Origin of the sequence: Streptococcus sp. CCH8-H5 (assembly GCF_001556505.1) — a bacterium.
GTDB lineage: Bacteria > Bacillota > Bacilli > Lactobacillales > Streptococcaceae > Streptococcus.
The window spans coordinates 33,784-59,926 of sequence record NZ_LSIZ01000151.1; the positions used below are offsets into that span (position 1 = coordinate 33,784).

Annotated in this window: 26 protein-coding genes, 1 pseudogene and 1 other annotated feature; of the genes and pseudogenes, 24 read left to right on the top strand and 3 right to left on the bottom strand. The window is 40.6% G+C overall.

Features of this window, described 5'->3' with window-relative positions:
- The first annotated feature begins 4 nt into the window (after nucleotides 1-4).
- From AX663_RS09675 to AX663_RS09715, 9 genes are all read left to right on the top strand, one after another.
- Nucleotides 5-541 (top strand): GNAT family N-acetyltransferase, encoded by a 537-nt coding sequence (locus AX663_RS09675; RefSeq protein WP_060973347.1) that lies wholly within the window; start codon nucleotides 5-7, stop codon nucleotides 539-541.
- 112 nt (nucleotides 542-653) lie between these two features.
- Nucleotides 654-728 (top strand) — a sequence feature (ribosomal protein L21 leader region).
- 40 nt (nucleotides 729-768) lie between these two features.
- Nucleotides 769-1,083 carry a 50S ribosomal protein L21 gene (rplU, locus tag AX663_RS09680; protein WP_002885597.1) on the top strand — a complete coding sequence of 105 codons (315 nt, stop codon included), beginning with the start codon at nucleotides 769-771 and terminating at the stop codon, nucleotides 1,081-1,083.
- Between the two features lie 35 nt (nucleotides 1,084-1,118).
- Nucleotides 1,119-1,409 carry a 50S ribosomal protein L27 gene (rpmA, locus tag AX663_RS09685; RefSeq protein ID WP_002885483.1) on the top strand — a complete coding sequence of 97 codons (291 nt, stop codon included), beginning with the start codon at nucleotides 1,119-1,121 and terminating at the stop codon, nucleotides 1,407-1,409.
- Between the two features lie 57 nt (nucleotides 1,410-1,466).
- Nucleotides 1,467-2,162 (top strand): GNAT family N-acetyltransferase, encoded by a 696-nt coding sequence (locus AX663_RS09690; RefSeq protein WP_060973348.1) that lies wholly within the window; start codon nucleotides 1,467-1,469, stop codon nucleotides 2,160-2,162.
- Between the two features lie 199 nt (nucleotides 2,163-2,361).
- Nucleotides 2,362-2,736: a DUF1149 family protein gene (locus AX663_RS09695; protein ID WP_048790149.1), complete on the top strand. Its 375-nt coding sequence runs from the start codon at nucleotides 2,362-2,364 to the stop codon at nucleotides 2,734-2,736.
- Between the two features lies 1 nt (nucleotide 2,737).
- The gene (locus tag AX663_RS09700) at nucleotides 2,738-3,580 is read left to right on the top strand and encodes a DegV family protein (RefSeq protein ID WP_060973349.1); all 843 of its coding nucleotides are present in this window, start codon (nucleotides 2,738-2,740) and stop codon (nucleotides 3,578-3,580) included.
- A 60-nt stretch (nucleotides 3,581-3,640) separates the two neighbouring features.
- Nucleotides 3,641-4,408, top strand: coding sequence for a 4-hydroxy-tetrahydrodipicolinate reductase (dapB, locus tag AX663_RS09705; RefSeq protein ID WP_037612027.1), 768 nt, complete (start codon nucleotides 3,641-3,643; stop codon nucleotides 4,406-4,408).
- The gene (locus tag AX663_RS09710; protein WP_049545669.1) at nucleotides 4,405-5,607 is read left to right on the top strand and encodes a CCA tRNA nucleotidyltransferase; all 1,203 of its coding nucleotides are present in this window, start codon (nucleotides 4,405-4,407) and stop codon (nucleotides 5,605-5,607) included. Before dapB ends, AX663_RS09710 begins: the two co-directional genes overlap by 4 nt.
- Before the next feature lie 83 nt (nucleotides 5,608-5,690).
- On the top strand, nucleotides 5,691-7,571 hold the full coding sequence (locus tag AX663_RS09715; RefSeq protein ID WP_060973350.1) for an ABC-F family ATP-binding cassette domain-containing protein: 1,881 nt from the start codon (nucleotides 5,691-5,693) through the stop codon (nucleotides 7,569-7,571).
- Nucleotides 7,572-7,656: 85 nt separating this feature from the next.
- On the opposite strand, the gene AX663_RS09720 is transcribed toward AX663_RS09715, so the two are convergent.
- The 3 genes and pseudogenes from AX663_RS09720 to AX663_RS09730 all read right to left on the bottom strand — a co-directional run bounded on the left by AX663_RS09720 (nucleotide 7,657) and on the right by AX663_RS09730 (nucleotide 10,155).
- Nucleotides 7,657-8,160, bottom strand: a complete 504-nt coding sequence (locus AX663_RS09720) for an HdeD family acid-resistance protein (RefSeq protein WP_060973351.1) — start codon at nucleotides 8,158-8,160, stop codon at nucleotides 7,657-7,659.
- A gap of 68 nt (nucleotides 8,161-8,228) precedes the next feature.
- The gene (locus AX663_RS09725; protein WP_060973352.1) at nucleotides 8,229-8,990 is read right to left on the bottom strand and encodes an NUDIX domain-containing protein; all 762 of its coding nucleotides are present in this window, start codon (nucleotides 8,988-8,990) and stop codon (nucleotides 8,229-8,231) included.
- Between the two features lie 58 nt (nucleotides 8,991-9,048).
- Nucleotides 9,049-10,155, bottom strand: a pseudogene (locus AX663_RS09730) (AAA family ATPase).
- 357 nt (nucleotides 10,156-10,512) lie between these two features.
- Here AX663_RS09730 and gdhA point away from each other — a divergent pair.
- From gdhA to AX663_RS09805, 15 genes are all read left to right on the top strand, one after another.
- Nucleotides 10,513-11,865 (top strand): NADP-specific glutamate dehydrogenase, encoded by a 1,353-nt coding sequence (gene gdhA / locus AX663_RS09735; protein ID WP_037597452.1) that lies wholly within the window; start codon nucleotides 10,513-10,515, stop codon nucleotides 11,863-11,865.
- A gap of 286 nt (nucleotides 11,866-12,151) precedes the next feature.
- Nucleotides 12,152-13,693, top strand: coding sequence for a YfhO family protein (locus tag AX663_RS09740; protein WP_231724235.1), 1,542 nt, complete (start codon nucleotides 12,152-12,154; stop codon nucleotides 13,691-13,693).
- Nucleotides 13,694-13,849: 156 nt separating this feature from the next.
- Nucleotides 13,850-14,260, top strand: a complete 411-nt coding sequence (locus AX663_RS09745; RefSeq protein ID WP_060973353.1) for a peptide deformylase — start codon at nucleotides 13,850-13,852, stop codon at nucleotides 14,258-14,260.
- Nucleotides 14,261-14,448: 188 nt separating this feature from the next.
- Nucleotides 14,449-14,892: a MarR family winged helix-turn-helix transcriptional regulator gene (locus AX663_RS09750; RefSeq protein ID WP_060973354.1), complete on the top strand. Its 444-nt coding sequence runs from the start codon at nucleotides 14,449-14,451 to the stop codon at nucleotides 14,890-14,892.
- Between the two features lie 3 nt (nucleotides 14,893-14,895).
- Nucleotides 14,896-16,710 carry an ABC transporter ATP-binding protein gene (locus AX663_RS09755; RefSeq protein WP_060973355.1) on the top strand — a complete coding sequence of 605 codons (1,815 nt, stop codon included), beginning with the start codon at nucleotides 14,896-14,898 and terminating at the stop codon, nucleotides 16,708-16,710.
- Nucleotides 16,700-18,478 carry an ABC transporter ATP-binding protein gene (locus AX663_RS09760; RefSeq protein ID WP_060973356.1) on the top strand — a complete coding sequence of 593 codons (1,779 nt, stop codon included), beginning with the start codon at nucleotides 16,700-16,702 and terminating at the stop codon, nucleotides 18,476-18,478. Before AX663_RS09755 ends, AX663_RS09760 begins: the two co-directional genes overlap by 11 nt.
- 107 nt (nucleotides 18,479-18,585) lie before the next feature.
- The gene (locus AX663_RS09765) at nucleotides 18,586-19,209 is read left to right on the top strand and encodes a GNAT family N-acetyltransferase (RefSeq protein ID WP_060973357.1); all 624 of its coding nucleotides are present in this window, start codon (nucleotides 18,586-18,588) and stop codon (nucleotides 19,207-19,209) included.
- Between the two features lie 148 nt (nucleotides 19,210-19,357).
- Nucleotides 19,358-19,981 (top strand): GTP pyrophosphokinase, encoded by a 624-nt coding sequence (locus tag AX663_RS09770; protein WP_060973358.1) that lies wholly within the window; start codon nucleotides 19,358-19,360, stop codon nucleotides 19,979-19,981.
- 1 nt (nucleotide 19,982) lies between these two features.
- The gene (locus AX663_RS09775; protein ID WP_060972076.1) at nucleotides 19,983-20,660 is read left to right on the top strand and encodes a response regulator transcription factor; all 678 of its coding nucleotides are present in this window, start codon (nucleotides 19,983-19,985) and stop codon (nucleotides 20,658-20,660) included.
- A 13-nt stretch (nucleotides 20,661-20,673) separates the two neighbouring features.
- Nucleotides 20,674-21,897: a sensor histidine kinase gene (locus tag AX663_RS09780; protein WP_060973359.1), complete on the top strand. Its 1,224-nt coding sequence runs from the start codon at nucleotides 20,674-20,676 to the stop codon at nucleotides 21,895-21,897.
- A gap of 236 nt (nucleotides 21,898-22,133) precedes the next feature.
- The gene (gene pyrH / locus AX663_RS09785) at nucleotides 22,134-22,871 is read left to right on the top strand and encodes a UMP kinase (protein ID WP_002885551.1); all 738 of its coding nucleotides are present in this window, start codon (nucleotides 22,134-22,136) and stop codon (nucleotides 22,869-22,871) included.
- A 14-nt stretch (nucleotides 22,872-22,885) separates the two neighbouring features.
- The gene (gene frr / locus AX663_RS09790) at nucleotides 22,886-23,443 is read left to right on the top strand and encodes a ribosome recycling factor (RefSeq protein ID WP_002885567.1); all 558 of its coding nucleotides are present in this window, start codon (nucleotides 22,886-22,888) and stop codon (nucleotides 23,441-23,443) included.
- 90 nt (nucleotides 23,444-23,533) lie between these two features.
- Nucleotides 23,534-24,391: an RNA-binding virulence regulatory protein CvfB gene (gene cvfB / locus AX663_RS09795; protein WP_037599563.1), complete on the top strand. Its 858-nt coding sequence runs from the start codon at nucleotides 23,534-23,536 to the stop codon at nucleotides 24,389-24,391.
- An 8-nt stretch (nucleotides 24,392-24,399) separates the two neighbouring features.
- A complete protein-coding gene (locus AX663_RS09800; RefSeq protein WP_002885591.1) occupies nucleotides 24,400-24,615 on the top strand; it encodes a YozE family protein in 216 nt (71 codons plus the stop codon).
- Between the two features lie 238 nt (nucleotides 24,616-24,853).
- Nucleotides 24,854-26,122, top strand: coding sequence for a LysM peptidoglycan-binding domain-containing protein (locus AX663_RS09805; protein ID WP_021144621.1), 1,269 nt, complete (start codon nucleotides 24,854-24,856; stop codon nucleotides 26,120-26,122).
- Nucleotides 26,123-26,143: the final 21 nt, after the last annotated feature.

Below are 26,143 nucleotides of genomic sequence, written 5' to 3' on the forward strand. Positions count from 1 at the left end.
GGAAATGACACTAGAGATTCGTAACATTTATCCTCTGACACCAACATTCAAGAAGGTCGCTTCACTTTATGAAGCGGCTTTTCCTGTGGAGGAGCGTCTCCCACTTTGGCAATTGTCTTGGAACAACTTGAAAAGAGGACAATCTTTCTTGGCCTATTTTGATCAGGGAGTCTTCGTTGGCTTGACCTATACCATTTATACTGACAACCTGGTCTACCTACTTTTTCTTGCAGTTGAGGAAAGTAAACAATCTCTGGGATATGGCAGTCAGATTTTGGCACAAGTTAAGAAAGAAGCAGGGGTACGACCGTGTGTGCTTACGATTGAACCCATGGATGAGAAGGATGCTTCTAATCGTAATCAGCGCTTAAAACGTTTGGCATTTTATGAGCGAAATGGCTATCAGTTATTGAATCACTTCTATTTCGAAGGGACTGAACGCTATCAAATTTTGACAACGGATAGGAGCCTTTGTTTAGCTGATTTGGAGCAGGATCTAGCTAAGACCTTCTTAGGAAAATATGGTATAAGGGTTGAGTAGGGGAATCATTACTTGGTTAAAGGTCAATGAGCAGAATAAGAATAATCAAAATAACTTTTTCTCTTGTCATTAGAGGGAAAAAATGATAGAATTGTAACGTTGACTAAATGCACGTCCTGTGCAACCGCACGACTACTGTTTGCAAGTGGGTTCGTCCCCGCAGTACTAGGCGAGTCTTCACAGAGGGAAACCTCAGACACATTAAAAATTTTAATAGGAGGTGCATCATGAGCACATACGCAATCATCAAAACTGGTGGAAAACAAGTTAAAGTTGAAGTAGGTCAAGCAATCTACGTTGAAAAAATCAACGCTGAAGCAGGATCAGAAGTAACTTTTAACGAAGTTGTTCTTGTCGGTGGTGATAAAACTGTAGTAGGTACTCCAGTTGTTGAGGGAGCTACTGTTGTCGGAACTATCGAAAAACAAGGTAAACAAAAGAAAGTTGTTACTTTCAAATACAAACCTAAAAAAGGTAGCCACCGTAAACAAGGTCACCGTCAACCTTATACAAAAGTTGTTATCAACGCTATCAACGCGTAAGTTAGCGACTAATCACTAAGAAAGGACACAATCTTATGTTGAAAACTCTTGAAAACTTGCAACTTTTCGCCCACAAAAAAGGTGGGGGTTCTACTTCCAATGGTCGTGATTCACAAGCTAAACGTCTTGGTGCTAAAGCAGCTGATGGACAAACTGTATCAGGTGGATCAATCCTTTACCGTCAACGCGGTACACACATCTACCCAGGTGTAAACGTAGGCCGTGGTGGTGACGATACACTCTTCGCTAAAGTTGAAGGTGTTGTACGTTTCGAACGTAAAGGTCGCGACAAAAAACAAGTATCTGTATACCCAGTTGCTAAATAATTAAGCTAAAGTCTGCACTTTTGTGTAGGCTTTTCTTTATAAAAAAAGGAGAATCCTATGCCTTTAAATCACTACCAACAAGAAGTGGGGCCAAGTCTCGCGGATGCTAGTCCGGGGAAGATGCCAGATGTTGCCCTATTAGAAGGCCGTTATTGCAGCGTTGAACATTTGACGGTGGCAGAGCATTATGAGGACATTTTAGACTTTTACTTTACTAATCAGATTCTTTCTGATTGGACCTATATGTATGCGGATCCTTTTGAATCTGAAGAAGCTGTCCGTCAGTGTTTGGAGGATTATGAGCAATCCCAAAATCCTTATTTCTTTGCCATCAGGGATAAGGCTTCAGGTAAGGTTCTGGGAACCTTTTCACTTATGGCTATTACACCAAAAAATCGTAGTGTCGAGATGGGACGAGTGATTTTAGCACCTGCTTTACAAAAGACTCGAGCAGCCACAGAAGCTCAATACTTGCTTATGAAATATGTCTTTGAAGATCTTAACTATCGTCGTTATGAGTGGAAATGTGATAGTCTCAACCGTCCTTCTGCCAATGCAGCTATGCGTTTAGGGTTCACCTATGAGGGGCGTTTTCGTAACCATGCTATCTATAAGGGACGTAGCCGTGATACGGACTGGTTCTCGATTATTGATAGTGAGTGGCCAGCACTTAAGAAACGATTCGAGAATTGGCTAGCTCCTGAGAATTTTGATGAAAAGGGACAGCAGAAACATTCTTTAAGAGACTGTTAGCTGGCAATAAAAGGGCTCTATTCTGATGAAGGAGCCTTATTTTAGTAGTCCTAGTCCTAAATCAAAGCTCCTACTTTTCTAGTGATTATTGTTGCTGTCAAAATCAGTCTAAATACTCATTTTTCTGTCAATAATATTCCCATAATAAAGCATATTTATGCTATAATAAAGAGTAATTGTATCAAGGAGAATATGACTAATGGATTTAATTCGCGAAAAAGTATTTGTTAACCGTTACCACTATGATGTTCGTAACCATGAGTGGGAAAAAGAGAATGGTATTCCTAAAACAAATGTTGAAGTAACTTTCCAGTTGCACAATAAAGATGAAGAAGCTAACAATACGTCTGTTGTAGCTGTTTTGCAATTTATGATTGTCCGTGATGAGTTTGTTATCTCAGGGATTGTTTCTCAAATGGACCACATTCAAAACCGTATCGTCAATGAACCAAAAGACTTCTCACAAGAAGAAGCAGAAGCCTTGGCTGCACCGCTCTTGGATACGCTTCAACGTTTGACTTATGAAGTAACTGAAATTGCCTTGGATCGTCCAGGTATCAATTTGGAGTTCTAAGATGTCTCTTGCAGTTATTACGGACTCATCGGTTAATCTCCCTGCTGAAATTCAGGGTCGTGCTGATGTTTATGTTTTAGATATTCCGGTCATCATTGAGGGGCAGCCTTTTGTTGAAGGAAAAAATTTGGATGTCAATCATTTTTATGAGCAAATGGCAAACTCTGAGGAACTGCTCAAGACGTCGCAACCTAATCTAGCTGACTTGGATAACTTGCTTATGGAGTTGGAGGAGGAAGGTTATACCCATGTCATTGGGCTTTTCCTTTCTTCAGGAATCTCTGGTTTTTGGGCTAATAGTCAGTTTTTGATTGAGGACCATGCCAAGTTGAAGATTGCTTTTCCTGATACAAAAATCACAGCAGCTCCTATGGGAGCCATGGTGAGAAACGTTTTGCATTGGTCAGCTCAAGGGATGTCTTTTGAGAACATTTTGAAGAAGCTTGAGGAGCAAGTTGACCAAACGACGGCCTATATTCTTGTGGATGATCTTAATCATCTGGTTAAGGGTGGTCGTTTGTCGAATGGTTCGGCGATTTTAGGAAATCTTTTGTCTATCAAACCTATTTTGAATTTTAATGACGAAGGAAAAATCGTTGTTTTTGAAAAGGTGCGTACAGAGAAGAAAGCTGTGAAACGTTTGGTTGCCCTAGCTGAGGAAAATCGTGAAATGGAGCTTAGTATCCTTCACACTAATGCTCCTGAAAAAGCTGAGGAATTTAAAAGACAGCTAGAAGTACAGGGAATTAGTGTTTCAACAGTGGTATCCTTATGTGCCGTAATTGCGACACACTTGGGTGAAGGAGCACTAGTGTTAGGTCTAACACCTAAATTTACCAAATAAGTACTATCCATGTGGGATGGGGCTTGTCTATGATTAAGATCAATAGAGAGGAAAAATGACATGTCTATTAAAGTTATTGTTGCTGGATTTAAAGGAAGAATGGGTTCAACTGCGGTTGAGATGGTCAAGGGAGATGACGAATTGACTTTGGCTGCCTTGCTTGACCCATTTGCGACAGAAAAAGAAGTGGACGGTGTTCCTGTCTTCACAGATAAAGCGGATTTGGTTGGCTTTGATGCAGATGTCTGGGTGGATTTCACTATGCCTGCTGTTGCCTATGAAAATACTCGTTTTGCTTTGGAGAATGGTTTTGCACCAGTTGTGGGTACAACAGGATTTACTGAAGCACAAATTCAGGAATTAACAGACCTTTCTAAAGACAAGTCTATTGGTGGTTTGATTGCTCCTAACTTTGCTATTGGTGCTATCCTTCTTATGAAGTTTGCGGCAGAAGCTAGCAAATATTTCCCAGATCTTGAAATCATTGAGCTTCACCATGACAAGAAAAAAGATGCGCCTTCAGGTACAGCAGTGAAAACGGCTGAACTTATTCGTGAGGTTCGCGAGACTAAACGTCAGGGAGCTGAGGATGAGGTGGAAACACTTGCTGGGGCACGTGGTGCGGAGTTTGATGGTTTCCGTATTCACAGTGTGCGTTTGCCAGGTCTTGTGGCTCACCAAGAGGTTATCTTTGGTGCCCAAGGAGAAGGATTGACCTTGCGTCACGACTCTTACGACCGCATTTCCTTTATGGGTGGTGTTAATCTTGGGATTAAAGAAGTTGTTAAACGTAATCAGCTTGTTTATGGTTTGGAACATTTGCTATGAGATTAAGTTATTTGCCTTCTGAATTTCAGAAGGCTTTACCAATATTAGAGAAAATTAAGGCTGCAGGGTTTGAGGCTTACTTTGTTGGTGGATCGGTCCGCGATGCCCTTCTCAACCGTCCCATTCACGATGTTGATATTGCTTCGTCTTCTTATCCTGAGGAGACTAAACAGATTTTTGAGCGTACGGTAGACATTGGTATTGAACATGGGACCGTTTTGGTCTTGGAAAATGGCGGTGAGTATGAGGTGACGACCTTCCGAACAGAGGACGTCTATGTGGATTACCGTCGTCCGTCTAGCGTGTCCTTTGTGCGTTCATTGGAAGAAGATCTTAAGCGTCGTGATTTTACAGTCAATGCTTTTGCTCTTAATGAAAATGCTGAGATTATTGATAAGTTCAATGGTCTTGCTGATTTGGACAACCGTGTCTTAAGGGCTGTTGGTAAGGCTGAGGAACGCTTTAACGAGGATGCTCTTCGTATCATGCGGGGACTACGTTTTGCAGCGAGCTTAGATTTCGATATTGAAGAAAAGACTTTTGAGGCTATGACCAGCCATGCTCCTCTTTTGGAAAAGATTTCGATTGAGCGAAGTTTCATCGAGTTCGATAAGTTGCTTTTGGCACCACATTGGAAAAAAGGAATCAAGGCACTTCTAGCAACTAAGGCTTATCAGTATCTTCCAGATTTTCAAGAGACAGCAGAGAAATGGCAGTCTTTTGTATCAGATTATGCTGATGACTTTAGATTTACAAGTTCTGAGCAAGCCTGGGCGGCAACTCTTCTGGCTCTCAAGCACGATAATCCACGTTCTTTTCTTAAAAAATGGAAGACATCTGTTAATTTCCAAAAGACAGTTCAGTCCCTGGTTGACATTTTCAATTTCCGTTTGGAGAGAGCTGTGACCAAGCAAGATGTTTATCAGTATGGTAAGGAACTCTTAGAGGAGGCTGAAACCTTGAGACGGGCTCAGGGCTTGGACGTCGATTATGAGCGTATTGCCGAGTTGGATGGCCAGTTGCTCATCCATGATAAGCACGAAATCGTTGTGAATGGTGGCACACTGATGAAGGAGCTGGGATTCAAACCTGGTCCAGACCTTGGCCGTGCACTTAAGGCTATCGAAAATGCTATCGTTGATGGTCAACTAGCTAATGCCGAGGAAGCCATCATGGCCTTTGTTCAAGCTATGAAATAAGTCTAGAGACGTGATAAAAAAGACACACCGCTACAGAGCATGCGTAGGATCCGTAGCGGTGTTATTTGTAAGAAGGAAGTAAGATGTCAGATTTTATTGTTGAAAAATTAACCAAGTCCGTTGGAGATAAGACGGTTTTTAAAGAGATTTCATTCATTATCCATGATTTGGATCGTATTGGGATTATTGGTGTCAATGGGACAGGTAAGACAACCTTGCTAGATGTTGTCTCTGAGCGTATTGGTTTTGATGGTGATGTGTCACCTTTCACCAAGGCTAATGGCTATAAGATTGCTTATTTGACTCAGGAGCCAGAATTTGATGATAGCAAGACGGTTCTTGAAACTGTCTTGTCATCAGACCTTCGTGAGATGGCTTTGATTCGAGAATATGAAACCCTTATGGCAGAATATTCTGAGGAGAATCAGGCTCGCTTGGAGAAGGTTATGGCAGAGATGGATAGTCTAGATGCTTGGTCCATTGAGAGCGAGGTTAAGACAGTCTTGTCTAAGTTGGGATTGTCAGACCTCTCGCAAAAGGTCGGGGACCTCTCAGGTGGTCTTCGTCGCCGTGTGCAGTTGGCTCAGGTTCTCTTGAATGATGCAGATCTCTTGCTCTTGGATGAGCCAACTAACCATTTGGATATTGATACTATTGCTTGGTTGACTAATTTTCTCAAGTCTTCTAAAAAAACGGTCCTCTTTATTACCCACGACCGTTATTTCTTGGACAATGTGGCCACACGTATCTTTGAGCTAGACCAGGCTAATCTGATTGAATACCAGGGAAATTATCAAGACTATGTGCGTCTAAAGGCTGAACAAGATGAACGAGATGCAGCGGCTCTTCACAAGAAAAAGCAACTCTATAAGCAGGAGTTGGCATGGATGCGAACGCAACCACAGGCACGCGCGACCAAGCAACAAGCTCGTATCAATCGTTTTAAGGAGCTTAAGGGTGAGGTTCACCAAACGGTTAATAATGACGATCTTGAAATTAACTTTGAGACTAGCCGTATTGGTAAGAAGGTGGTTAACTTTGAGCATGTCGATTTTGCTTATGAAGATGGCAAGCAAATTCTCAGTGATTTCAATCTTATCATGCAAAATCGTGATCGTATCGGTATTGTTGGGGATAATGGTGTCGGGAAATCGACCTTGCTCAATCTGATTAATGGCGACCTTGTGCCCACAGCTGGTGTCCTAGATATTGGTGAGACGGTACGTATTGGTTATTTCTCGCAGCAAATTAAGGACATGGATGAGAGCAAGCGTGTCATTAACTACTTGCAAGAAGTTGCAGATGAGGTTAAGACAACGGTTGGAACAACTAGTATCACAGAGCTCTTAGAGCAATTCCTTTTCCCTCGTTCTACCCATGGGACACAGATTGCTAAGCTCTCTGGTGGGGAAAAGAAACGTCTTTATCTACTTAAGATTCTGATTGAAAAGCCTAATGTTCTGCTCTTGGATGAGCCGACAAATGATTTAGACATTGCGACTTTGACGGTTTTGGAAAACTTCCTTAATGGTTTTGGCGGCCCTGTCGTTACCGTAAGTCACGACCGCTATTTCTTGGACAAGGTGGCTAACAAGATTCTAGCCTTTGAAGAGGGTGGTGTGCGAGAGTTCTTTGGTAACTACACTGACTACCTTGATGAAAAAGCCTTCTTCCAAGAGCAAGCAGCCCTCTTAGAGAAGGAAAAAGAGCAAGCTAGCGTTAAAGTTGAGAAAGTCAAAGAAGACAAAAAACGCATGAGCTACTTTGAAAAACAAGAGTGGGCGACCATCGAGGATGAGATTGCTGACCTTGAAGCTAAAATCGAAGAGATTGAAGCAGCCATGCTTGAAAATGCTAGCGATTATGGACAGTTAGCTACCCTTCAACGTGATTTGGATGCTGCTAACGAAACACTACTTGAAAAGTATGAACGCTATGAGTATTTGAGTGAGCTAGAAGGATAAGCTCTTTAGTAATCAAAGTGTGACAAAAGCCCTGCAAATGTGAATTGCAAGGCTTTTTTATGTTTATGTAGTGACTATTTTCTTCCTACCACAAGCGGAATGAAAAGGAGAGGACAGATACACCCGCAAAGATAATTAAGGAAGCTACCAAGCGACCAATAATAAAGGCTGAGAAAAATGGTGCGCTAAAGAGCAAAAGCCCAAATACTAGACAAATCAAGGCGATTGACAAAGCAGGTTGCCCTGAAAAACCGAACTGACGTTGACGATAAGCTTGGAAGCCTTGGGTAAAGGCTGAGACAAGGAGCCACCAAGCGATGATGGTCACAGCGACACCCGAGAGTACCCATGCCGATGTCGATAGCAAAATAATACCAAAAACAATCGAAATGGCGCTCTGGAGTAATTGGAAGAAGGAACGGTTCTCGTTATCACGTTTGAAATAAACCATAAGACTTGAAGCACCAGAAATGAGCATCACTAGAGCAAAAAGCCAACCAACAATGGCAAGAAGGTTTGTAGGGTTAGCGAAGAAAAAGACACCCAAGAGAGTAATGAGAATCCCGCTAATTAATGTAAAACTTTTCATACGATACCTCTTATTAATTTTTCTTAATACTACTATGTAAGGAGCAAATTGTCAAACAAAGACCTACTTTAGATTGGTTGGATGTGATAAGTGTAGGTAGCAGCCTTTTTGGTTCTGGTAGCTACTTGGCGCCCTGTTTTTTGGAAAAGATGCTTAAAGCGACGTAAGAAATTTGTAGAATCCATCTTAAGGTATGTCTCATTAAAGGTCCCAAACAGCTGACGGTAGGTGGTCAAGGTATTTTCCTCTGGCATAATGTTGAGAATAGTTGGGTAGTATTCGAGTCTTCCCTTAATACGTTCCATAGCAGTCAAAAGGATTTCCCAGTGGTCAAAGGCGAGGTCGTCATGAGACAGCGTCTTATCACCATCAACAAGTTGCAGTTGACCGTCTACCATGGCAATGTCTAACCAATGCGTAGACACTGCATCGTCGGCAGCCTTTTCCACTTGAATGTCATTGAAGGTCATGAAGCAGAGGTAAGCCACTGTAATGGTCCACATTCGAGGATCCCGATAAGGTGTTCCCACAGTAATGAGTTGCTCAATATGATCAGGATTGAGTGTGATAGATGTTTCCTCCTGTACTTCGCGACAGACAGCTAGATTGAGATCTTCTTGCTCCTTAACGAAGCCACCACTGAAGGCGTATTTCCCCATAAAGGGATGGTTTTTTCGCTTGATAAGTAAGGTTTGGACTCTTCCTTCATAATAGCGGAAGATGACCGAGTCAACGGTCACTGAGGACTTAACGTACTTATTCATTTCCTCTCGCTGATAGATGTCCAAAAATTCCTTTTCGCTACCAGAGTTTTCGAAGGTTCTAGTCATATGTTTCCTCCATGTTTGTATTGTAAGTTTTAAGTGATGATTACGTTGGATTGGTCTTTTAAATCTCGATGTGTAGACGTTCTTTGATTGCTTTTTTGGCATTGTGGTAGTTGTCCGCAAAGAAGCTGTCACTATTACTATTTTCCCCTAAAATAACGATTTTATCTTTGAATGGTGATAGGAGGTCTAAGAGATGCTTGGTAAACCAGTCACGTGTTTGGCTATCAGCCATAGTCATGTCACGGAAACCATCATCCACATAGTTTGATTTTGGCAGAATTACAAAAATCAAATCCCATTTTTCACGAGCTTGGGTCACCTGATAGAGTCAATCTAACATATCGAACTCTTCTTGTGAAATGTTTTCTTTCAAATAGTAGTCGATATAAACTTTTGTGACTGTTGAGTTGGTATCGGCAAAGATAAGTCCTGAGTGCTGCCCTTTATCAATGATATCAGAGGTCTGGGCATATTGATCTGTCAGGAGGTGAATATAATCGTTAGTATCTAACTCGTCATCTCGTACATTATACTTTTCTTGATACTCCCTAGCATATTCAAGAGAGCAGGGAGCATTGTAAGTTCGGGCCAAATCTTTAACAAGAGTAGTTTTTCCACCGCTAGCAGAGCCCACGACAAGGACCTTATGAGTAAAGTGACGACGGAAAGGCTTGGTGATAAAACTCCAATTTTCCATAGGATTGTCGCGAATCTCGGTAGCAGAGATGTTGATAATAGAGCGTTCGATGAGTTCTACCTGAGCTTGAGGATAATAGCGATTGAGCTCGGTCACGTACTCTGGCTCTCCAACATAAAAGGTAATCTTTTCAGGATTATCCGTATTTTTAGAGATAAGCTCTTTGACACGATTAACCCAAGGTACCCATCCCTCGGGATAGGCTGGTATCCCAGCCTCATCCAGTTTATCCACAACGACTAATTCATCATCATAGAAAACTTCTCGAACATAACGGAAACGGCGGTTGAGCGATAGGCCTGCGCGTGTCCCTCGATCTTCTTGTGTGTTGCTGCCACTTACGATGACGAGCACATTGTCATTAGCGCGTTTTGCCTTGGTAATAAGGTCAACGTGCCCAACATGCATTGGAGCGAAAGTTCCAAAAACAATGCCGATGTGCTTTCCTGATAATTGCTTTCTTTTCATAAAAAATGATCCTTTTCAAGATTTAGTAAAATTACTAAATTCATAATAACATAGTTGGGGATCTTTGTAAATGTAAAAATAGTAATTTTACTAAATTGTTTTTAGGTTATTTTAGATTTAAAGTTCAAAAAAAGTTTAAAAAATTTTGGAGAAAAACTAGAAAAATAGAATCCGTTTACATTGTTGAATTGATAACTTTTTAGGAGTAGCTTAAAAAAGATAGATCACTTGCTATGTCATAAAAGCTAACATAAAAATCAAAAAAATAGCAGAAAATACTTGACAAGAAGATTCTGAAAATTTATACTATTCATGTAATTAAATTACTAAGGTAATTATTTGAAAGGAAACATTGATATGACAACAGGTAAAGAGTACGTTGCTAGCGTTTTTGAAAAAGTGAAAGCTCAAAATGGCCATGAGGCTGAGTTCCTTCAAGCAGTTGAAGAAGTTTTCGATTCACTTGTTCCTGTCTTCGACAAATATCCTAAATATATTGAAGAAAACCTTTTGGAACGTTTGGTTGAACCAGAACGTATCGTTTCATTCCGTGTGCCATGGGTTGACGATAAAGGACAAGTACAAGTAAACCGTGGTTTTCGTGTACAATTCTCATCAGCTATTGGTCCTTACAAAGGTGGTCTTCGTTTCCACCCATCAGTAAACCAATCAATCATTAAATTCCTTGGTTTCGAACAAATCTTTAAAAACTCATTGACTGGTCAACCAATCGGTGGTGGTAAAGGTGGATCAAACTTCGATCCTAAAGGTAAATCAGATAACGAAATCATGCGTTTCTGCCAAAGCTTCATGACTGAATTGAGCAAACACATTGGTGCAGATACAGACGTACCTGCAGGTGATATCGGTGTTGGTGGACGTGAAATTGGTTATCTCTATGGCCAATACAAACGTCTTCGTAATGAGTACACAGGTGTTCTTACTGGTAAAGGTTTGAACTGGGGTGGATCACTTGCTCGTACAGAAGCAACTGGTTACGGTGCTGTTTACTTTGCAGAACAAATGCTTAATGCACGTGGTGAAAACTTTAACGGTAAAACAGCAGTTGTTTCAGGTGCTGGTAACGTTGCCATCTACGCTATTGAAAAATTGCAAAGCCTAGGTGCTAAAGCGGTAACATGTTCTGACTCATCTGGTTTTGTTTATGATCCAGACGGAATCGACGTTGACTTGTTGAAAGAAATCAAAGAAGTTAAACGTGAACGTATCGTTAAATATGCAGAAGCTCGTCCAAATGCAACCTTCACACCTGCTGGTGGTGAAAAGACAGTTTGGTCTATCAAAGCTGACTTGGCATTCCCATGTGCAACTCAAAATGAATTGGATGAAACAGATGCAGAAACACTTGTAGCAAATGGTGTATTGGCTGTTTCAGAAGGTGCTAACATGCCTTCAACTTTGGGAGCTATTGATGTCTTCCTTAAAGCTGGTGTATCATTTGGTCCTGCCAAAGCTGCTAACGCTGGTGGTGTTGCTGTATCAGCTCTTGAAATGGCACAAAACAGCGGACGTACACAATGGACATTCGAAGAAGTTGATGCTAAACTTTACGATATCATGAAAGGTATCTACGAAAATGCCGCAGCAGCTGCTAAAGAATTTGGTCATGAAGGTAACCTTGTTGTGGGTGCCAACATCGCTGGATTCCTTAAAGTTGCAGACGCTATGTCAGCTCAAGGTATTGTTTAATTAACAGCCTTGACCTGATTAATAAGCCTCTCGATAAAATAAGAAAAGAAGCCTGCGGGTTTCTTTTTTTGTTTAGACAGACTTAGGAGGAAGAGGAGTTCCGTGCTTTTTTTGGTATAATGACCTTGTAAGAAATCTCTTTCTAGAGCAGATTTTTATGAATTAGAATATGAGAGGAATAATTTTGAGTGTTAGAAAGGGTCCCTGTGGGGTAAAAAAGAAGAAGTATACTAATCAGACAATCATTCTAATAAGTTTCTTAATCAGTATGGTGTCAATACTGCCTATGTTCTTTTTTAGGGACAAGCTTTATGGTGATGATATTGTCTTTCACATTAACCGACTCTTATCTTTGGATACTGTCTGGAAGAGTCCTATTAATTTTACGACTAACGGAGGGACCGGACAATTAATCAATACCTTTTATCCCTGGTTAACTTATTATCCTATTTTCATAATCTATAAGCTGACTCAGTCGGTCTTTGTAGCCTGGATGAGTTTTCAGTTTCTTGTTCGCTTTGTAACTTGTTTGCTTAGTTTTTACGGATTACGTTTATTGAAATATTCTGATAAACAGGTGATGATATTTTCTACCTTTTATCTCTTTTCGGGGTATTTCTTGCACAATTCTTATTACCGGGCGGCCGTTGGCGAAACGCTAGCGATGATTTTTCTACCTCTAGTTTTCGTTGGCGTTCGTTTGATAACTTTTGGAGATTACAAGAAATGGTGGATTTTGACTCTTGGGATGCTTGGTTTAGTTTATTCCCATGTCTTATCGGTCCTTTTGGCTTCTGTTGGGATTTTCTTTGCGGTGGTAACTAGTTTTTGGATTTGGGATAATAAAAAAGAACGTGTCCTAGGATTTCTTAAGGCCACCCTTGTCACTCTTAGTATGTCTCTAGCTTTCTTTGTTCCTATGATAGAGCAATTCAAGTATGTCACTCTACGAACGACTTTTAAACCGCTCCTATCAAAGACAGCTTTAAGTCTGGCAGACAACTGGGAGTTGATTCTAAAAAGTGATTTAAGGACTCCATCAGTAAATCTTCTCTATCTCCTGGGCTTATTGCTAAGCCTGATTTTTGCTAAGCGTTTTGTGAAGGATAAGGAAGCTAGAATTTACCTTTTTATTTCTTTTGTTTTGGCCTTTTTGACTTTGAATAGTTTTCCTTGGCAGTTCTTACAGGCAAGTCCAGTGTCCAACCTTCAATTTCCTTGGAGATTATGGAGTTTTGCTCTGCTTTTCTTCAGTTTAGCTTTGGCGAATATCTTAGAAAATATTTCTATAAAGGCATCGACAATACTTGTCTTGTTAGGTCTTTGTCTAAATATGTTTCAGATTGTTACTGTTCAAGATAAGATGACTAAAGCAAAGAATATATTGCCAAGTCATACAAAAGTCACGAGAGAAATGCTGGCCAAGGGAACTTATAAAAATATAAATGGGGATTATACCAATAAAGAAGTGCCTTTTGGCTTTGTCTTTGAAAAACACCTTTTCTTGGATAATCAGGAAATCAAGCCATTCATCAGCCGTTCTCCCAACGAGCTAGTACTTACGGTGACCAACGAGTCTAAAGAATCTAAGGTCTTGTCGTTGCCAGTTTTCTACTACAAAGGACAAGAAGCAAGGATTGATGGGAAGCGAGTAACCACTTACTTAGCTAAGGAAAAGAATCCAACTAATCTAGTCTTACCACCAGGTAAACATGGTGTTGTTTTGACCTATAGCTATACTACAGTTGCTAAAGTGGCAATAAGTGTTTCAACTATTAGTCTTTTGGTTTTTATTGGTTATTTGTATAGAGTGAAGAAAGATGACTAAAAAGGAGCCTGCGGGTTTCTTTTTTTGTCTGTTTTACTAGAGGGTGGGCCTTTTGATATAATAGGTCAAGGTGATTTATTTGGAATGAAGACCTTTGCTTCCGATAAAAGAAGGATATATCATTTCATAGTTTAGATAAGAGAAGGGAGTAAATAGATGATAAAAAATATCGTAAAGGATGTCTTTTTCCTTGGACAAAAATCGACAGAAGCGACTAAAGAAGACCTCTATTTGGCTAAAGATTTGCGTGATACATTGGAGTTTCATAAGGATGCCTGTGTGGGTATGGCTGCCAATATGATTGGAGTTAAAAAGCGTGTCATTATCGTAAATATCGGTTTTGTTAATCTAGTCATGTTTAATCCTGTTTTAGTCAGCAAATCCTCACCTTTTCAAACAGAGGAGTCTTGTTTATCTTTAGAAGGAAGTCGTCCAACCAGACGTTATGAGTCGATTGAGGTAGCTTATTTAGATGAACAATGGATGCCTAAACAGTTAAGTTTTTCTGGCATGCCAGCTCAAATTATTCAACATGAATTGGACCATTTGGAGGGTATTATTATTTAGATAGCCTAGCTCAAGCGTTGTTAGGTTTTAGAGTCCAAAGCCCTAATAATCACAGTTACGGGAGTGAGAGTGGAAAGCAATATTCTTTTTCACTCTTTTTTAGTTCTCATAAGAACTTTTCTTCTTGACAATAGTTCTCATAAGAACTAAAATAGTTTCCATGAGAATTATTTAAGGAGGAACTTGCGATGCATGGAAAAGATCCATTTAGTGACGTTAGAGAATTCATCAATACCATGGAATCTAGGGTGCAAGAGCTAGGCAAAGCTTACGGCGTTGAGCATTTAGCTGGTCCACAAGGGTTTGCCGTCAGGTACTTGTTTGAGAACCAAGATAAAGAAATCTTTATCAAAGATATCGAGAAAAGGCTATCTATATCTAAATCAGTGGCTAGTAATTTGGTCAAACGTATGGAGAAAAACGGTTTCGTTGAATTGGTGACATCGGACAAGGACAAACGTTACAAGTATGTTTATCTGACAGACTTGGGTAAAAAGAAGGCCCAAGATGTTGGACATTTCCGAGAGGCTATCCATGAACAGCTATTAGAAGGCATTTCGAAAGAGGATGCTGAAACAGCTTTTCGGGTCTTTCACCAAATTCGTAAGAATTTAGAAAAAAATAAGGAGTAACTTATGTTTAAAATTTTTAAACGTTTGACAGCAAAAGAGTTAAGCATGATTATCTTAGCTGTGATATTTGTTTGTTTGAACGTCTATCTAAACTTGAAAATTCCAGACTATATGTCTGACATTACGACCCTCTTATCAACCAAGGGGACTAAGGCGTCGGATATTTTTGCCTGGAATACAGATGCCCCAGGGATGCGAATGCTTTTAATGTCTTTTGCGGGCTTTATGGCCTCAGTAGTGGTTGGTTTCCTAGCTGCCAGAACAGCAGCAAGTTTTACAACCCGTCTTCGTGATGATATCTTCCATCAAGTTCTAGATTTTTCGGATGCAGAGATTAAGCAATTCTCCATTCCTAGTCTTTTGACCCGCACGACAAATGATATTACCCAATTACAGATGGTACTGACCATGGGACTACAGGTCATTACACAGGGGCCTATCATGGCCATTTGGGCGATTACAAAGATTGCCGATAAAAATGGAAATTGGCTCCTTGCCTTGCTTGTCGCTGTGGCAGTGATTGCCATTCTCATGCTCTTCCTCTTGATTATGGTTATGCCTAAGCAACGCTTGATTCAAACTCTGACCGATAAACTGAATAGCGTAACGCGTGAATCTCTTACAGGAATTCGTGTGGTGCGTGCCTACAACGCCGAAAGTTATCAAGAGGATAAATTTGAAAAGGCCAATACTGATTTGACCCAAAACAACCTCTTCATCGGTCGTTCTTTTGCCTTGCTAACACCGGTAATGACTGCTGTATCCAGCGGTTTGACACTGGCTATTTATTGGATTGGTGCGCATCTGATTGAAGATGTTAAGATTCCAACAGATCCAACGAAAATTGCTGGTGCCATGGAAGACAAGGTCCATCTCTTCTCAGATATGGTTGTCTATTCGTCTTATGCCATGCAGGTTGTTATGGGATTCATGATGATGATTGTCGTTTTCTTCCTTCTTCCACGTGCCGTTGTAGCAGCTAGCCGGATCAATGAAGTTCTAGATACCCAATCTTCAGTCTCTTACCCTGAAAATAGTTCTGAAAAACCTAAAGACGTGGGCACTGTCGAATTCGATGATGTTTCCTTCCGTTATTCTGAAACTTCAGAGCCTGTTTTGGAGCATGTTAGCTTCAAAGCTAAAAAGGGTGACACGGTTGCCTTTATTGGTTCGACTGGATCTGGTAAATCAACGCTTGTCAACCTTATCCCACGATTTTATGATGCCACGCAAGGAACTATCAAGGTTGACGGTGTGGATGTACGACATTATGACCACGAAACCTTGCACAATATAGTCGGTTATATTCCACAAAAGGCTGTGCTTTTCTCAGGTAATATCACGTCAAATATGACAATGGGAACGAGCAATAATAGTCCTCTAGATGACGCTAAGATTTGGGAAGCTCTCGAATTGGCTCAAGGAAAAGACTTTGTTGAAAATAAAGAAGGCCAACTTAAGGCAGAAGTGGCTCAAGCGGGGTCTAACTTCTCAGGTGGCCAGAAGCAACGTTTGGCTATTGCGCGTGCACTTGCCCGTAAGCCTGAAATCTTGATTTTTGACGATTCCTTCTCAGCTTTGGACTATAAGACCGATCGTAAACTGCGTCAAGAATTGTCTGAAAAAACACAAGATATGACCAAGTTGATTGTTGCTCAACGTATCTCTACTATTATGGATGCGGACCAAATCTTGGTACTTGATCAAGGTAAAGTAGTCGGGCAAGGAACCCACAAGGAACTCTTGGCTAACAATGAGGTTTACCAAGAAATTGCTTATTCACAATTGTCTAAGGAGGAGTTAGAAAATGGAAAATAAACCAAAAACATCGTCCTATAAACGCTTAAAACCCTATATTAAAGGTTTCCCAATTCCTTTTGTCCTTGCGATTGTTGGAGCAATTATTTCAGCAGTCATTACAGTTATTGGACCAGATAAGCTTAAAGAAATTACCAATACTATTACTGAAGGTATTACACCTACCAAAATGGGGACGATTCCAGGTATTGATTTGGATAAGGTGGCAAGTATTGCTATGACCTTGGCTGTTCTCTATGCCATTTCAGCGATTGTGGGTTACTTACAAAGCTTTACGGTTGCGACAGTTACACAACGTTTTTCACAACGTTTCCGTACAGCTATCCAAAAGAAAATCAACAGTGTTCCCCTTAATTATTTTGACAGTCATTCTCAAGGGGACACCCTCTCTCGTGTGACTAATGACGTTGACCTTTTGGGACAATCTCTTAGTCAAGGTTTGGGTACCCTAATTACTTCAAGTATTCTCTTGGTCGCAGCCATTATTATGATGTTTTACTCAAATGTCACTATGGCTCTCACTGCGATTGGTTCTGTCTTGATAGGATTTGTTCTAGTAGCCTTCATCATGGGTTTCTCACAACCCCTTTTCAAACGTCAACAAGAAAATTTAGCTAACATTAATGGATATATTGAAGAAATCTACACAGGTCAAGCAGTTGTAACGAGTTACAATGCATCTGAAGAAAGTAGTCAAGCTTTCAAGGGGCTTAATGATAAGCTCTATAAATCGATGTGGCAATCTCAGTTTATCTCAGGTATTATGATGCCACTTATGATTTTCATTGGGAACTTTGGTTACGTCATGGTCTGTCTTGTGGGAGCTATTAAGGTTATTGATGGTAGCTTGACTATTGGTGATGTGGTAGCCTTCATGACTTATGTTCGTATTTTCTCACAACCTCTTTCTCAAATTGCACAAGGGATTACACAGCTCCAGTCAGCCACTGCAGCTATTGGTCGTATCTTTGAATTTTTGGAAGAAAAAGATATGGATGACGAATCAGGTAAGACAGCTGAATTGACAGATACTAAAGGTCAAGTTGTCTTTGATCATGTTTCCTTTGGTTATACTCCTGAAAAGACTATTATTCATGATTTTTCAGCTCTTGCTAAGCCAGGTCAAAAGATTGCGATTGTTGGTCCAACAGGTGCTGGTAAGACGACTATTGTTAACTTGCTTATGAAGTTCTATAACATCGATCAAGGCCATATCACCATTGACGGTGTGGATACTGGCGACATGAAACGTGAAACTGTCCATGACCAATTCTCTATGGTGCTTCAGGACACTTGGCTCTTTGAAGGTACTATTCGTGATAATTTAATTTACAACCAAGAAAATATCTCTGACGAGCAAGTTATTGCTGCAGCCAAGGCTGTCGGTGTTCACCACTTTATCACCACACTTCCAAAAGGTTATGACACTTATTTGGATGACTCTGTGACATTATCAGTTGGTCAGAAACAGCTCTTGACCATTGCACGTGCCCTTCTGAAGGATGCCCCTCTTCTTATCTTGGATGAAGCGACATCATCTGTTGACACCAGAACAGAAGAATTGATTCAAAAAGCCATGGACAAACTTATGGAAGGTCGGACTTCCTTTGTCATTGCTCACCGCTTATCAACTATTAGAAATGCTGATCTAATCCTTGTGATGAAAGATGGGAATATTATTGAACAAGGAAATCATGATGAGCTCATGGCAGCAGATGGTTTCTATGCTGATCTTTATAATAGTCAATTTACAGAAGAAGTTGCCTAAACTTTTCTTATAAAATTATAAGATTTTACAAAAAACCATAGAACGTATGACTGTCAGTCATGCGTTTTGTGTTATACTGAAAAAAACAGACAGATTAGGAGATTAAGATGCAATATCGTAAAGCAAGACTAGACGAAGTTCAGGAAGTGGCACAAGTATGTGCAGATGCCTTTGAAGATTATCCCTATCTTTCAATGATTGCCACTAATTTAAAGAAGCCTGAACAGTATGAGGAATTTGTCTTAGCCTTGCAGGAAATGTTGGTGCGTTTAGCTATAAAGATGGATTCATGTTTGGTGACTGAAAAGGATGGTCGCGTTGTTGCGGCAGCTATTTTACAGCATCAGACGATTTCTATGCTTAACTATCTCCAGAACGGAGCGACCAAGCTTTTCCGTTTCATAAGCATCACTAAGTTGTTTAAGTACTTTAATTTTGTTGAAGAGTCTGAAAGACATCTGGAGGATTCTGCAGAATACGATTGGTACCTGATGATGTTAGCAGTAACTCCAGATTATCAAAGAAAAGGTATAGGAAGTCGTTTCTTGCTTGAAGGGGTTGAACCTTTTGTACGTAGTACAGGAGGTCGTAGTCTTGGCTTGATTACCAATCGCGATTACAATGTGCCTTTCTATGAGAAAAATGGCTACAAGCAATGTGGTTATAAGGTCTTGACCTATGAAACACACAAACTAGGCAACTGGCCTTTTGTCAAACCACTTGATGCATAGCCTTGTGTTAATTGAACTTAGATAAGCAAATTGAATCTGGCTTCGGCTGGATTTTTTTCTTAGCTTTAGAGTCCTTCTTGTCTCGCTCATTCCTTATTTTTAAGCCTATCTATGCTATAATTAAGAAACGCTATTAGAGGAGGTTTATATGTCAACTCCAAGTATTTATGGGGAATATGCTCAGTATCTCCCCAAGATTTTACAAGAAATAACAGACCCGATTATTGCGGCTAATATTACTAGCAAAAAAGAAACAGGCTTCAAACTCTATGAACATTTTATTTCACGAATCAAAGAGAGCGATTCTATGCGTGAAAAGTGTCGTCGAAAAAATTTACCTGAAACCAGCCAGTCTGCCCTCAAGGAAATCCGTGACAGTATAGGGATTCGAATTGTTTGTGGCTTTGTCGATGATATTTACAAGACTATCGATGTCATTAAGACTATCCCTGGCGTCTCTATCTACAACGAGAAAGATTACATTTTAAATGCTAAGCCTAATGGTTATCGTTCTTACCATCTCATTTTGGAAGTAGAAACCGAGCTTCCAGATGTCTTAGGAAATGAGAGAGGAACCTATTTTGTTGAGGTTCAGCTTAGGACCATCGCTCAGGATTCCTGGGCCAGTTTGGAGCATCAGATGAAGTACAAGCATGATATCAAGAATCCAGAAATGATTACCCGTGAGCTTAAGCGCTGTGCGGATGAATTAGCTTCATGTGATTTGACCATGCAGACCATCCGTAACTTAATTCAAGAAGGAGGGGACTAGAATGGCTTTGAAAATTCTACTAGCTGAGGATGAGGAAGCTCTTTCTCGAGTTTACAAGGCGGCTCTTGAGCATCAAGGCTATGAGGTGGATCAGGCCTTTAACGGTCAAGAGGCAGTTGACCTAGCCGCACAGAATGCCTATCAAGTAATGATTATGGATATCATGATGCCCATTAAAACAGGTATTGAGGCCCTGAAAGAGATTCGCTCCTCTGGGAATACGACGCATGTCATTATGTTGACTGCCATGGCTGAAGTTGATGATCGTGTGACAGGACTTGACGCTGGGGCAGACGATTACTTGACCAAGCCAATTTCTCTTAAGGAACTTTTGGCTCGTTTGCGCTCGCTAGAGCGTCGTGTTAGTGAGACCTTTACTGCCAAAATTTTGACACTTGGTTCTGTACGTTTGGATCAGGAGGAACAGGAGTTGGTAGCTGGCAACGCCATTAGACTTTCGAGCAGAGAGACCAAGTTAATGGCCCACTTCATGCTCAATCCTGCCAAGAAATTAACGACTGAGCACCTTTTTAAGACCATCTGGGATGATGAGGAAGATGTGGACGAATCGATTGTCTGGGTCTATATTTCTTATTTGCGTCAGAAATTGCAAGCTATCCAGGCTGATATCAGCATTCTTGGTGAAAAGGGTGGTGACTTTTGCCTTCTTGCCAATTAGAGAGGAGTAGTTCATGTTTAGACGTTTACGACTTCAATTTATTACGATTGCTTCCTTGGCTATTCTCTTTATCTTGGTTTTTACAGTGGGAATCATCAATACTGTGAGGTCCTTTCAGACAGAACAGGAAATTAGTAAGGTTCTCAACACGCTTACAGAAAATAATGGTAGTTTCGGAAAAACTAAAAAAATTGAGACCAATCAAGGGCATGAAATTCCATTGGATAGTTTTCGTTTTTTCAGTGTGACCTTATCTGGTGATAAAGTGGTCAGTCAGGATACCAGCCATACTTCTTTAATAGATGATGAAGAAGCTGTTAGCTATGCACTTGCAGCTAGCCGTATGACGAATACTCTTGGAACAATTAGAGAAAAAAATATCAATCTGAGTTATCAGGTTAGCAAAGTCAGCAAAAATAAGATTCTTGTGGTCTTCCTGGACACGACCTCTTATTACAATTCTTCCCAAGCCTTGCTCAGTCTTTCTATCCTTTTATCACTGTTTGGGTTTATCTTTTTTGTCGTCATTGTCAGTGCCTTATCAGGAATCGTCATTCGTCCCTTCATTCGAAACTACGAAAAGCAGCGACGTTTTATTACCAATGCTAGTCATGAATTAAAGACACCATTGGCCATTATTTCTGCCAATACGGAGCTACAGGAACTCATGACTGGAGAGAACGAATGGACCAAGTCAACGAATGACCAGGTGGCACGTTTGACTACTCTAATCAATTCTCTGGTAGCCCTATCTCGTCTGGAGGAGCAGCCGGATATCGTTCTTCAAGATGTCGATTTTTCCTATATTACTGAGGATGCAGCAGAGGACTTTAAGGGACCTGTCGTTCGAGACGGTAAATCTTTTGTCATGGACATCACACCGAATATTCATGTAAAGGCAGAGGAGAAGTCTCTCTTTGAACTTGTGACTCTCCTTGTGGATAATGCTAACAAGTATTGTGATCCAGAAGGGACAGTTACGGTAAGACTTCGTCAGATTGGAAGAACGCGAAAACGGGTTCGTTTAGAAGTGTCAAACACCTATAAAGAAGGTAAGGCTGTTGACTATAGCAAGTTTTTTGAGCGTTTTTATCGTATTGAAGAATCCCATAATAACAAAGAACACAAAGGTTTTGGCATTGGCCTGTCCATGGCTCAAAGTATGGTCAAATTATTTAAGGGACGTATCTTTGCCTCTTATAAAAATGACACCATCACCTTTACAGTTATCTTGTAAGGATATTTTTTAAATATTTGACTAGGTGAAAACCCTAATTTATGATAAAATAGTAAGGATGAAGATTTAGTGTTTTCTTTGCAAAAAAAGAAAACATTTTCCTATCCTAATCATAAAAAGGAGTTGCTCGAATAAGCCCCTTAACCACCTTAAAAGGATGGTAATTGACGACTTAGGAAAGATGAATCTCAGCTAAGAATTAAATCATAAAACAAAATAGTTAATAGGGAGAAATCATGGCAGAACCAAAATACAAACGTGTCCTCATTAAGCTTTCAGGTGAAGCTCTAGCTGGTGAACGAGGTGTTGGGATTGATCTTCCAACTGTCCAAGCTATGGCTAAAGAAATTGCTGAGGTAGCGGATTCAGGTATTCAAATTGCTCTAGTTATCGGTGGTGGTAACCTTTGGCGTGGGGAACCTGCAGCTGAAGCAGGAATGGATCGTGTTCAAGCAGACTATACTGGTATGCTTGGAACAACTATGAATGCTCTTGTTATGGCAGATAGTTTGAAACAACTCGGTGTTGATACACGTGTTCAGACAGCGATTGATATGAAATCTGTGGCAGAGCCTTATATTCGTGGTCGTGCCCTTCGTCACCTTGAAAAAGGTCGTATTGTTATCTTTGCAGCAGGTATTGGTTCACCGTACTTCTCAACAGATACAACAGCGGCTCTTCGTGCAGCTGAAATTGAAGCTGATGCTATTCTTATGGCTAAAAACGGCGTTGATGGTGTCTACAATGACGACCCTCGTAAAAACGCTGATGCTGTCAAATTTGATGAATTGACACACGTGGAAGTTATCAAACGTGGTTTGAAAATTATGGATGCCACAGCTTCTACCCTTTCAATGGATAATGACATTGACCTTGTTGTCTTCAATATGAACGAACCAGGAAACATCAAACGTGTTATCTTTGGTGAGCAAATTGGGACAACTGTATCTAACAAAGCAGAATCACACAAGTAAGAAAGAGAGAATTTATGACAAACGCAATTATTGAAAAAGCAAAAGAACGTTTCGCCCACTCACACGAGTCATTGGCCCGTGAATTTGGCTCTATCCGTGCAGGTCGTGCCAATGCCTCACTTCTTGACCGCATCACTGTAGAATACTATGGTGCTCCAACACCACTTAACCAATTGGCTTCAATTACCGTTCCTGAAGCACGTGTCCTTTTGATTTCACCATTTGATAAAGGTTCAATTGCTGATATTGAACGTGCTATCAATGAATCTGACCTTGGAATCAACCCAGCTAATGATGGTTCTGTTGTGCGCTTGGTTATCCCAGCACTTACAGAAGAAACACGTAAAGAGTTGGCTAAAGAAGTGAAAAAAGTCGGCGAAAATGCTAAAATCGCTATCCGTAACATCCGCCGTGATGCTATGGATGAAGCTAAGAAGCAAGAAAAAGACAAAGAAATCACCGAAGATCAATTGAAAGCTTTGGAAAAAGATATCCAAAAAGCAACTGATGACGCTGTTAAGAAGATTGACAGCATGACAGCAGAAAAGGAAAAAGAACTCCTTACTGTTTAATCAATAGAAAAATAAGGAGAGTGGGACAGAAGCAAAAGAGCATGGACTATGTTAGCTTCCTTGTCCGACTCTCTTTTTAGAGGAAAAAAGATGAATACATTACTTGGAACGATCATTACTGCCCTAGTAACTGATGAAAATGATAAATTTTACTTTGTACAAAAGGACGGTGTGACTTTTGCCTTGTCTAAAGAAGAAGGGAAATACGCTATTGGTGACATGGTGACAGGTTTCGCCTATACAGATAGCAAGCAAAAATCACGTCTGACTCAAAAGGAAATCAAGGCAACTCGCGATTCTTATGATTGGGGAGAGGTCACTGAAGTTCGTAAGGATTTGGGTGTCTTTGTAGACGTAGGAATTCCAGATAAGGAGATTGTTGTCTCTCTCGATGTTTTGCCAGAACTCAAAGAGCTTTGGCCTAAGAAGGGGGATAAACTCTACATCAAACTCGATGTTGATAAAAAAGACCGTATTTGGGGACTTCCTGCCGAACCTGAGGTCTTTCAACGTATGGCTGGACCTGCTTACGATAATATGCAAAACCAAAAATGGCCAGCTATTGCCTACCGTCTCAAATTGTCAGGAACTTTTGTCTATTTGCCAGAGAATAACATGCTTGGTTTCATCCATCCATCAGAACGTTATGCGGAGCCACGTTTAGGTCAGGTCCTTGAAGCGCGTGTGATTGGGTTCAGAGAAGTTGACCGAACCCTCAATCTTTCTCTTAAGCCGCGTTCTTTTGAAATGCTTGAAAATGATGCTCAGATGATTTTGACCTATTTAGAGAGCAATGGTGGCTTTATGACACTTAATGACAAGTCATCACCAGCAGATATCAAGGCAACCTTCGGTATTTCTAAGGGTCAATTTAAGAAGGCTCTAGGTGGTCTGATGAAGGCCAAAAAAATCAAACAAGATCAGTTTGGAACTGAATTAATCGGTTAGGAGAAGGTATGAGAAAATCCTTTTATACTTGGCTCATGGCCCAGCGTAATCCCAAATCAAATGAACCAGTAGCAATCTTGGCTGACTTGGCTTTTGAAGATTCAACCTTTCCTAAACATACAGATGACTTCGAAGAAGTCAGTCGCTACCTGGAAGATCAAGCTAGTTTCTCATTTAATCTTGGTCAGTTTGATCAGATTTGGGAAGACTATCTTGCTCATTAATAGCGACTAAGTCTAGGATAAGCAAAAAGACTCTTAGCATTTTCTTTTAAAAGCAGTTACCATTTGAGCTAGATGAATTGTTACAATTTTTTACAAATATCTCAGCTGTTTTTCAATAAATTAGGCTTGTTACAACTAGTTAGTAATTGCTTTAAAGTGCAGTAAATCACCCCTTTTTTGACAAAAAGTGTGGTATCATTGTAGATGTTAAAATTGTTAAAAAAGGAATGAATTATACATGTTATCAAAATCTAAAACAACAAAGGCACTTCTTTACTCGACCGCAGCACTTTCACTTTTTGCTGCAAGTCACGTACATGCCGATGAAACTTCAAACTGGGCAGCTCGTTCAGTAGATCAAATCAAAGCAGACATCGCTGTAAGTGACAACCAACAAACTTATACAGTTCAATACGGTGATACTTTGGGAAGTATCGCTGAAGCAATGGGTATCGATGTGAATGTTTTGGCTAACATCAATCAAATCACAAACATTGATTTGATTTACCCTGGAACAGTCTTGACAGCAACTTACAATGCTGATAATCAAGCTGTCTCTGTTAAAGTTGAAGCTCCAGCTTCAGAAACATCAACTACACCTGTAGTTGCAGAAGCTAATTTAACAACTAACGAAGTGACTGTAAATGGTCAATCTGTAGTTGCAGCGGACTTGACAGCTCCAGTTGAAACAGTAAGCACAACAGCTACTCAAGCACCTGCTACAGAAGAATCAACTCAAGCTGTTTCAGAAGTAACAGAAGCTATCGCATCAGCATCAGAAGCACCAGCATACGCAGAAACTGAACAACCAGTTGCTGATGCTATTGATCATGTCACTGCGTCAGCAGAAGCTACACCTGAAGCAGAAACTACTCCAGCTGCTGAAACACCAGCACAGCCTGAAGTAAAAGAAGAAGCTCCAGCGGCAGAGCAACCAGCAGCAACATCAGAAGCGTCTTCAGAAGCACCAGCGACTTCTGAAGCGCCAGCAGAGCAACCAGCAGCAACATCAGAAGCTGTTTCAGAGGCACCAGCTGCTTCAGAAGCGCCAGCAGAACAACCAGCGGTAGAACCAGCAGCAACATCAGAAGTGGCATCAGAAGCACCAGTAGCTTCAGAGGCACCAGCAGCACAACCTGCATCAACGAATACACTTCCAACGGATCCACACCTTCAACCACAAGCTGAAGCTTTCCGTCAAGATGTAGCGGCACAATTTGGTCTTACTGATATCGGTGGTTACCGTGAAGGTGATCCACAAGACCATGGTAAAGGACTTGCCGTTGACGTTATGGTACCAGTTGGTTCAGAAGTTGGTAATCAAGTCGCTCAATATGCTGTAGACAATATCTCAAATGCAGGTATCTCATATGTCATCTACAGACAACAATTCTACGCACCAGTAGATAATATCTACGGACCAGCTAACACATGGAACCAAATGCCAGACCGTGGTAGCGTTACTGAAAACCACTATGACCACGTTCACGTGTCATTTAATGAATAAGTCAGAATAATAAAAAGTCAC

What these genes read in the sequence shown, in the direction of transcription:
- AX663_RS09690 (WP_060973348.1), top strand. Translation starts at nt 1,467, where the DNA reads ATGCCTTTAAATCACTACCAACAAGAAGTGGGGCCAAGTCTCGCGGAT.
- AX663_RS09755 (WP_060973355.1), top strand. Translation starts at nt 14,896, where the DNA reads ATGTTTAAAATTTTTAAACGTTTGACAGCAAAAGAGTTAAGCATGATT.
- AX663_RS09750 (WP_060973354.1), top strand. Translation starts at nt 14,449, where the DNA reads ATGCATGGAAAAGATCCATTTAGTGACGTTAGAGAATTCATCAATACC.
- AX663_RS09715 (WP_060973350.1), top strand. Translation starts at nt 5,691, where the DNA reads ATGTCAGATTTTATTGTTGAAAAATTAACCAAGTCCGTTGGAGATAAG.
- frr (WP_002885567.1), top strand. Translation starts at nt 22,886, where the DNA reads ATGACAAACGCAATTATTGAAAAAGCAAAAGAACGTTTCGCCCACTCA.
- AX663_RS09720 (WP_060973351.1), bottom strand. Translation starts at nt 8,160, where the DNA reads ATGAAAAGTTTTACATTAATTAGCGGGATTCTCATTACTCTCTTGGGT.
- AX663_RS09805 (WP_021144621.1), top strand. Translation starts at nt 24,854, where the DNA reads ATGTTATCAAAATCTAAAACAACAAAGGCACTTCTTTACTCGACCGCA.
- cvfB (WP_037599563.1), top strand. Translation starts at nt 23,534, where the DNA reads ATGAATACATTACTTGGAACGATCATTACTGCCCTAGTAACTGATGAA.
- pyrH (WP_002885551.1), top strand. Translation starts at nt 22,134, where the DNA reads ATGGCAGAACCAAAATACAAACGTGTCCTCATTAAGCTTTCAGGTGAA.
- gdhA (WP_037597452.1), top strand. Translation starts at nt 10,513, where the DNA reads ATGACAACAGGTAAAGAGTACGTTGCTAGCGTTTTTGAAAAAGTGAAA.
- AX663_RS09700 (WP_060973349.1), top strand. Translation starts at nt 2,738, where the DNA reads ATGTCTCTTGCAGTTATTACGGACTCATCGGTTAATCTCCCTGCTGAA.
- dapB (WP_037612027.1), top strand. Translation starts at nt 3,641, where the DNA reads ATGTCTATTAAAGTTATTGTTGCTGGATTTAAAGGAAGAATGGGTTCA.
- AX663_RS09765 (WP_060973357.1), top strand. Translation starts at nt 18,586, where the DNA reads ATGCAATATCGTAAAGCAAGACTAGACGAAGTTCAGGAAGTGGCACAA.
- AX663_RS09745 (WP_060973353.1), top strand. Translation starts at nt 13,850, where the DNA reads ATGATAAAAAATATCGTAAAGGATGTCTTTTTCCTTGGACAAAAATCG.
- AX663_RS09695 (WP_048790149.1), top strand. Translation starts at nt 2,362, where the DNA reads ATGGATTTAATTCGCGAAAAAGTATTTGTTAACCGTTACCACTATGAT.
- AX663_RS09780 (WP_060973359.1), top strand. Translation starts at nt 20,674, where the DNA reads ATGTTTAGACGTTTACGACTTCAATTTATTACGATTGCTTCCTTGGCT.
- AX663_RS09740 (WP_231724235.1), top strand. Translation starts at nt 12,152, where the DNA reads ATGTTCTTTTTTAGGGACAAGCTTTATGGTGATGATATTGTCTTTCAC.
- rpmA (WP_002885483.1), top strand. Translation starts at nt 1,119, where the DNA reads ATGTTGAAAACTCTTGAAAACTTGCAACTTTTCGCCCACAAAAAAGGT.
- rplU (WP_002885597.1), top strand. Translation starts at nt 769, where the DNA reads ATGAGCACATACGCAATCATCAAAACTGGTGGAAAACAAGTTAAAGTT.
- AX663_RS09770 (WP_060973358.1), top strand. Translation starts at nt 19,358, where the DNA reads ATGTCAACTCCAAGTATTTATGGGGAATATGCTCAGTATCTCCCCAAG.
- AX663_RS09800 (WP_002885591.1), top strand. Translation starts at nt 24,400, where the DNA reads ATGAGAAAATCCTTTTATACTTGGCTCATGGCCCAGCGTAATCCCAAA.
- AX663_RS09760 (WP_060973356.1), top strand. Translation starts at nt 16,700, where the DNA reads ATGGAAAATAAACCAAAAACATCGTCCTATAAACGCTTAAAACCCTAT.
- AX663_RS09775 (WP_060972076.1), top strand. Translation starts at nt 19,983, where the DNA reads ATGGCTTTGAAAATTCTACTAGCTGAGGATGAGGAAGCTCTTTCTCGA.
- AX663_RS09725 (WP_060973352.1), bottom strand. Translation starts at nt 8,990, where the DNA reads ATGACTAGAACCTTCGAAAACTCTGGTAGCGAAAAGGAATTTTTGGAC.
- AX663_RS09710 (WP_049545669.1), top strand. Translation starts at nt 4,405, where the DNA reads ATGAGATTAAGTTATTTGCCTTCTGAATTTCAGAAGGCTTTACCAATA.
- AX663_RS09675 (WP_060973347.1), top strand. Translation starts at nt 5, where the DNA reads ATGACACTAGAGATTCGTAACATTTATCCTCTGACACCAACATTCAAG.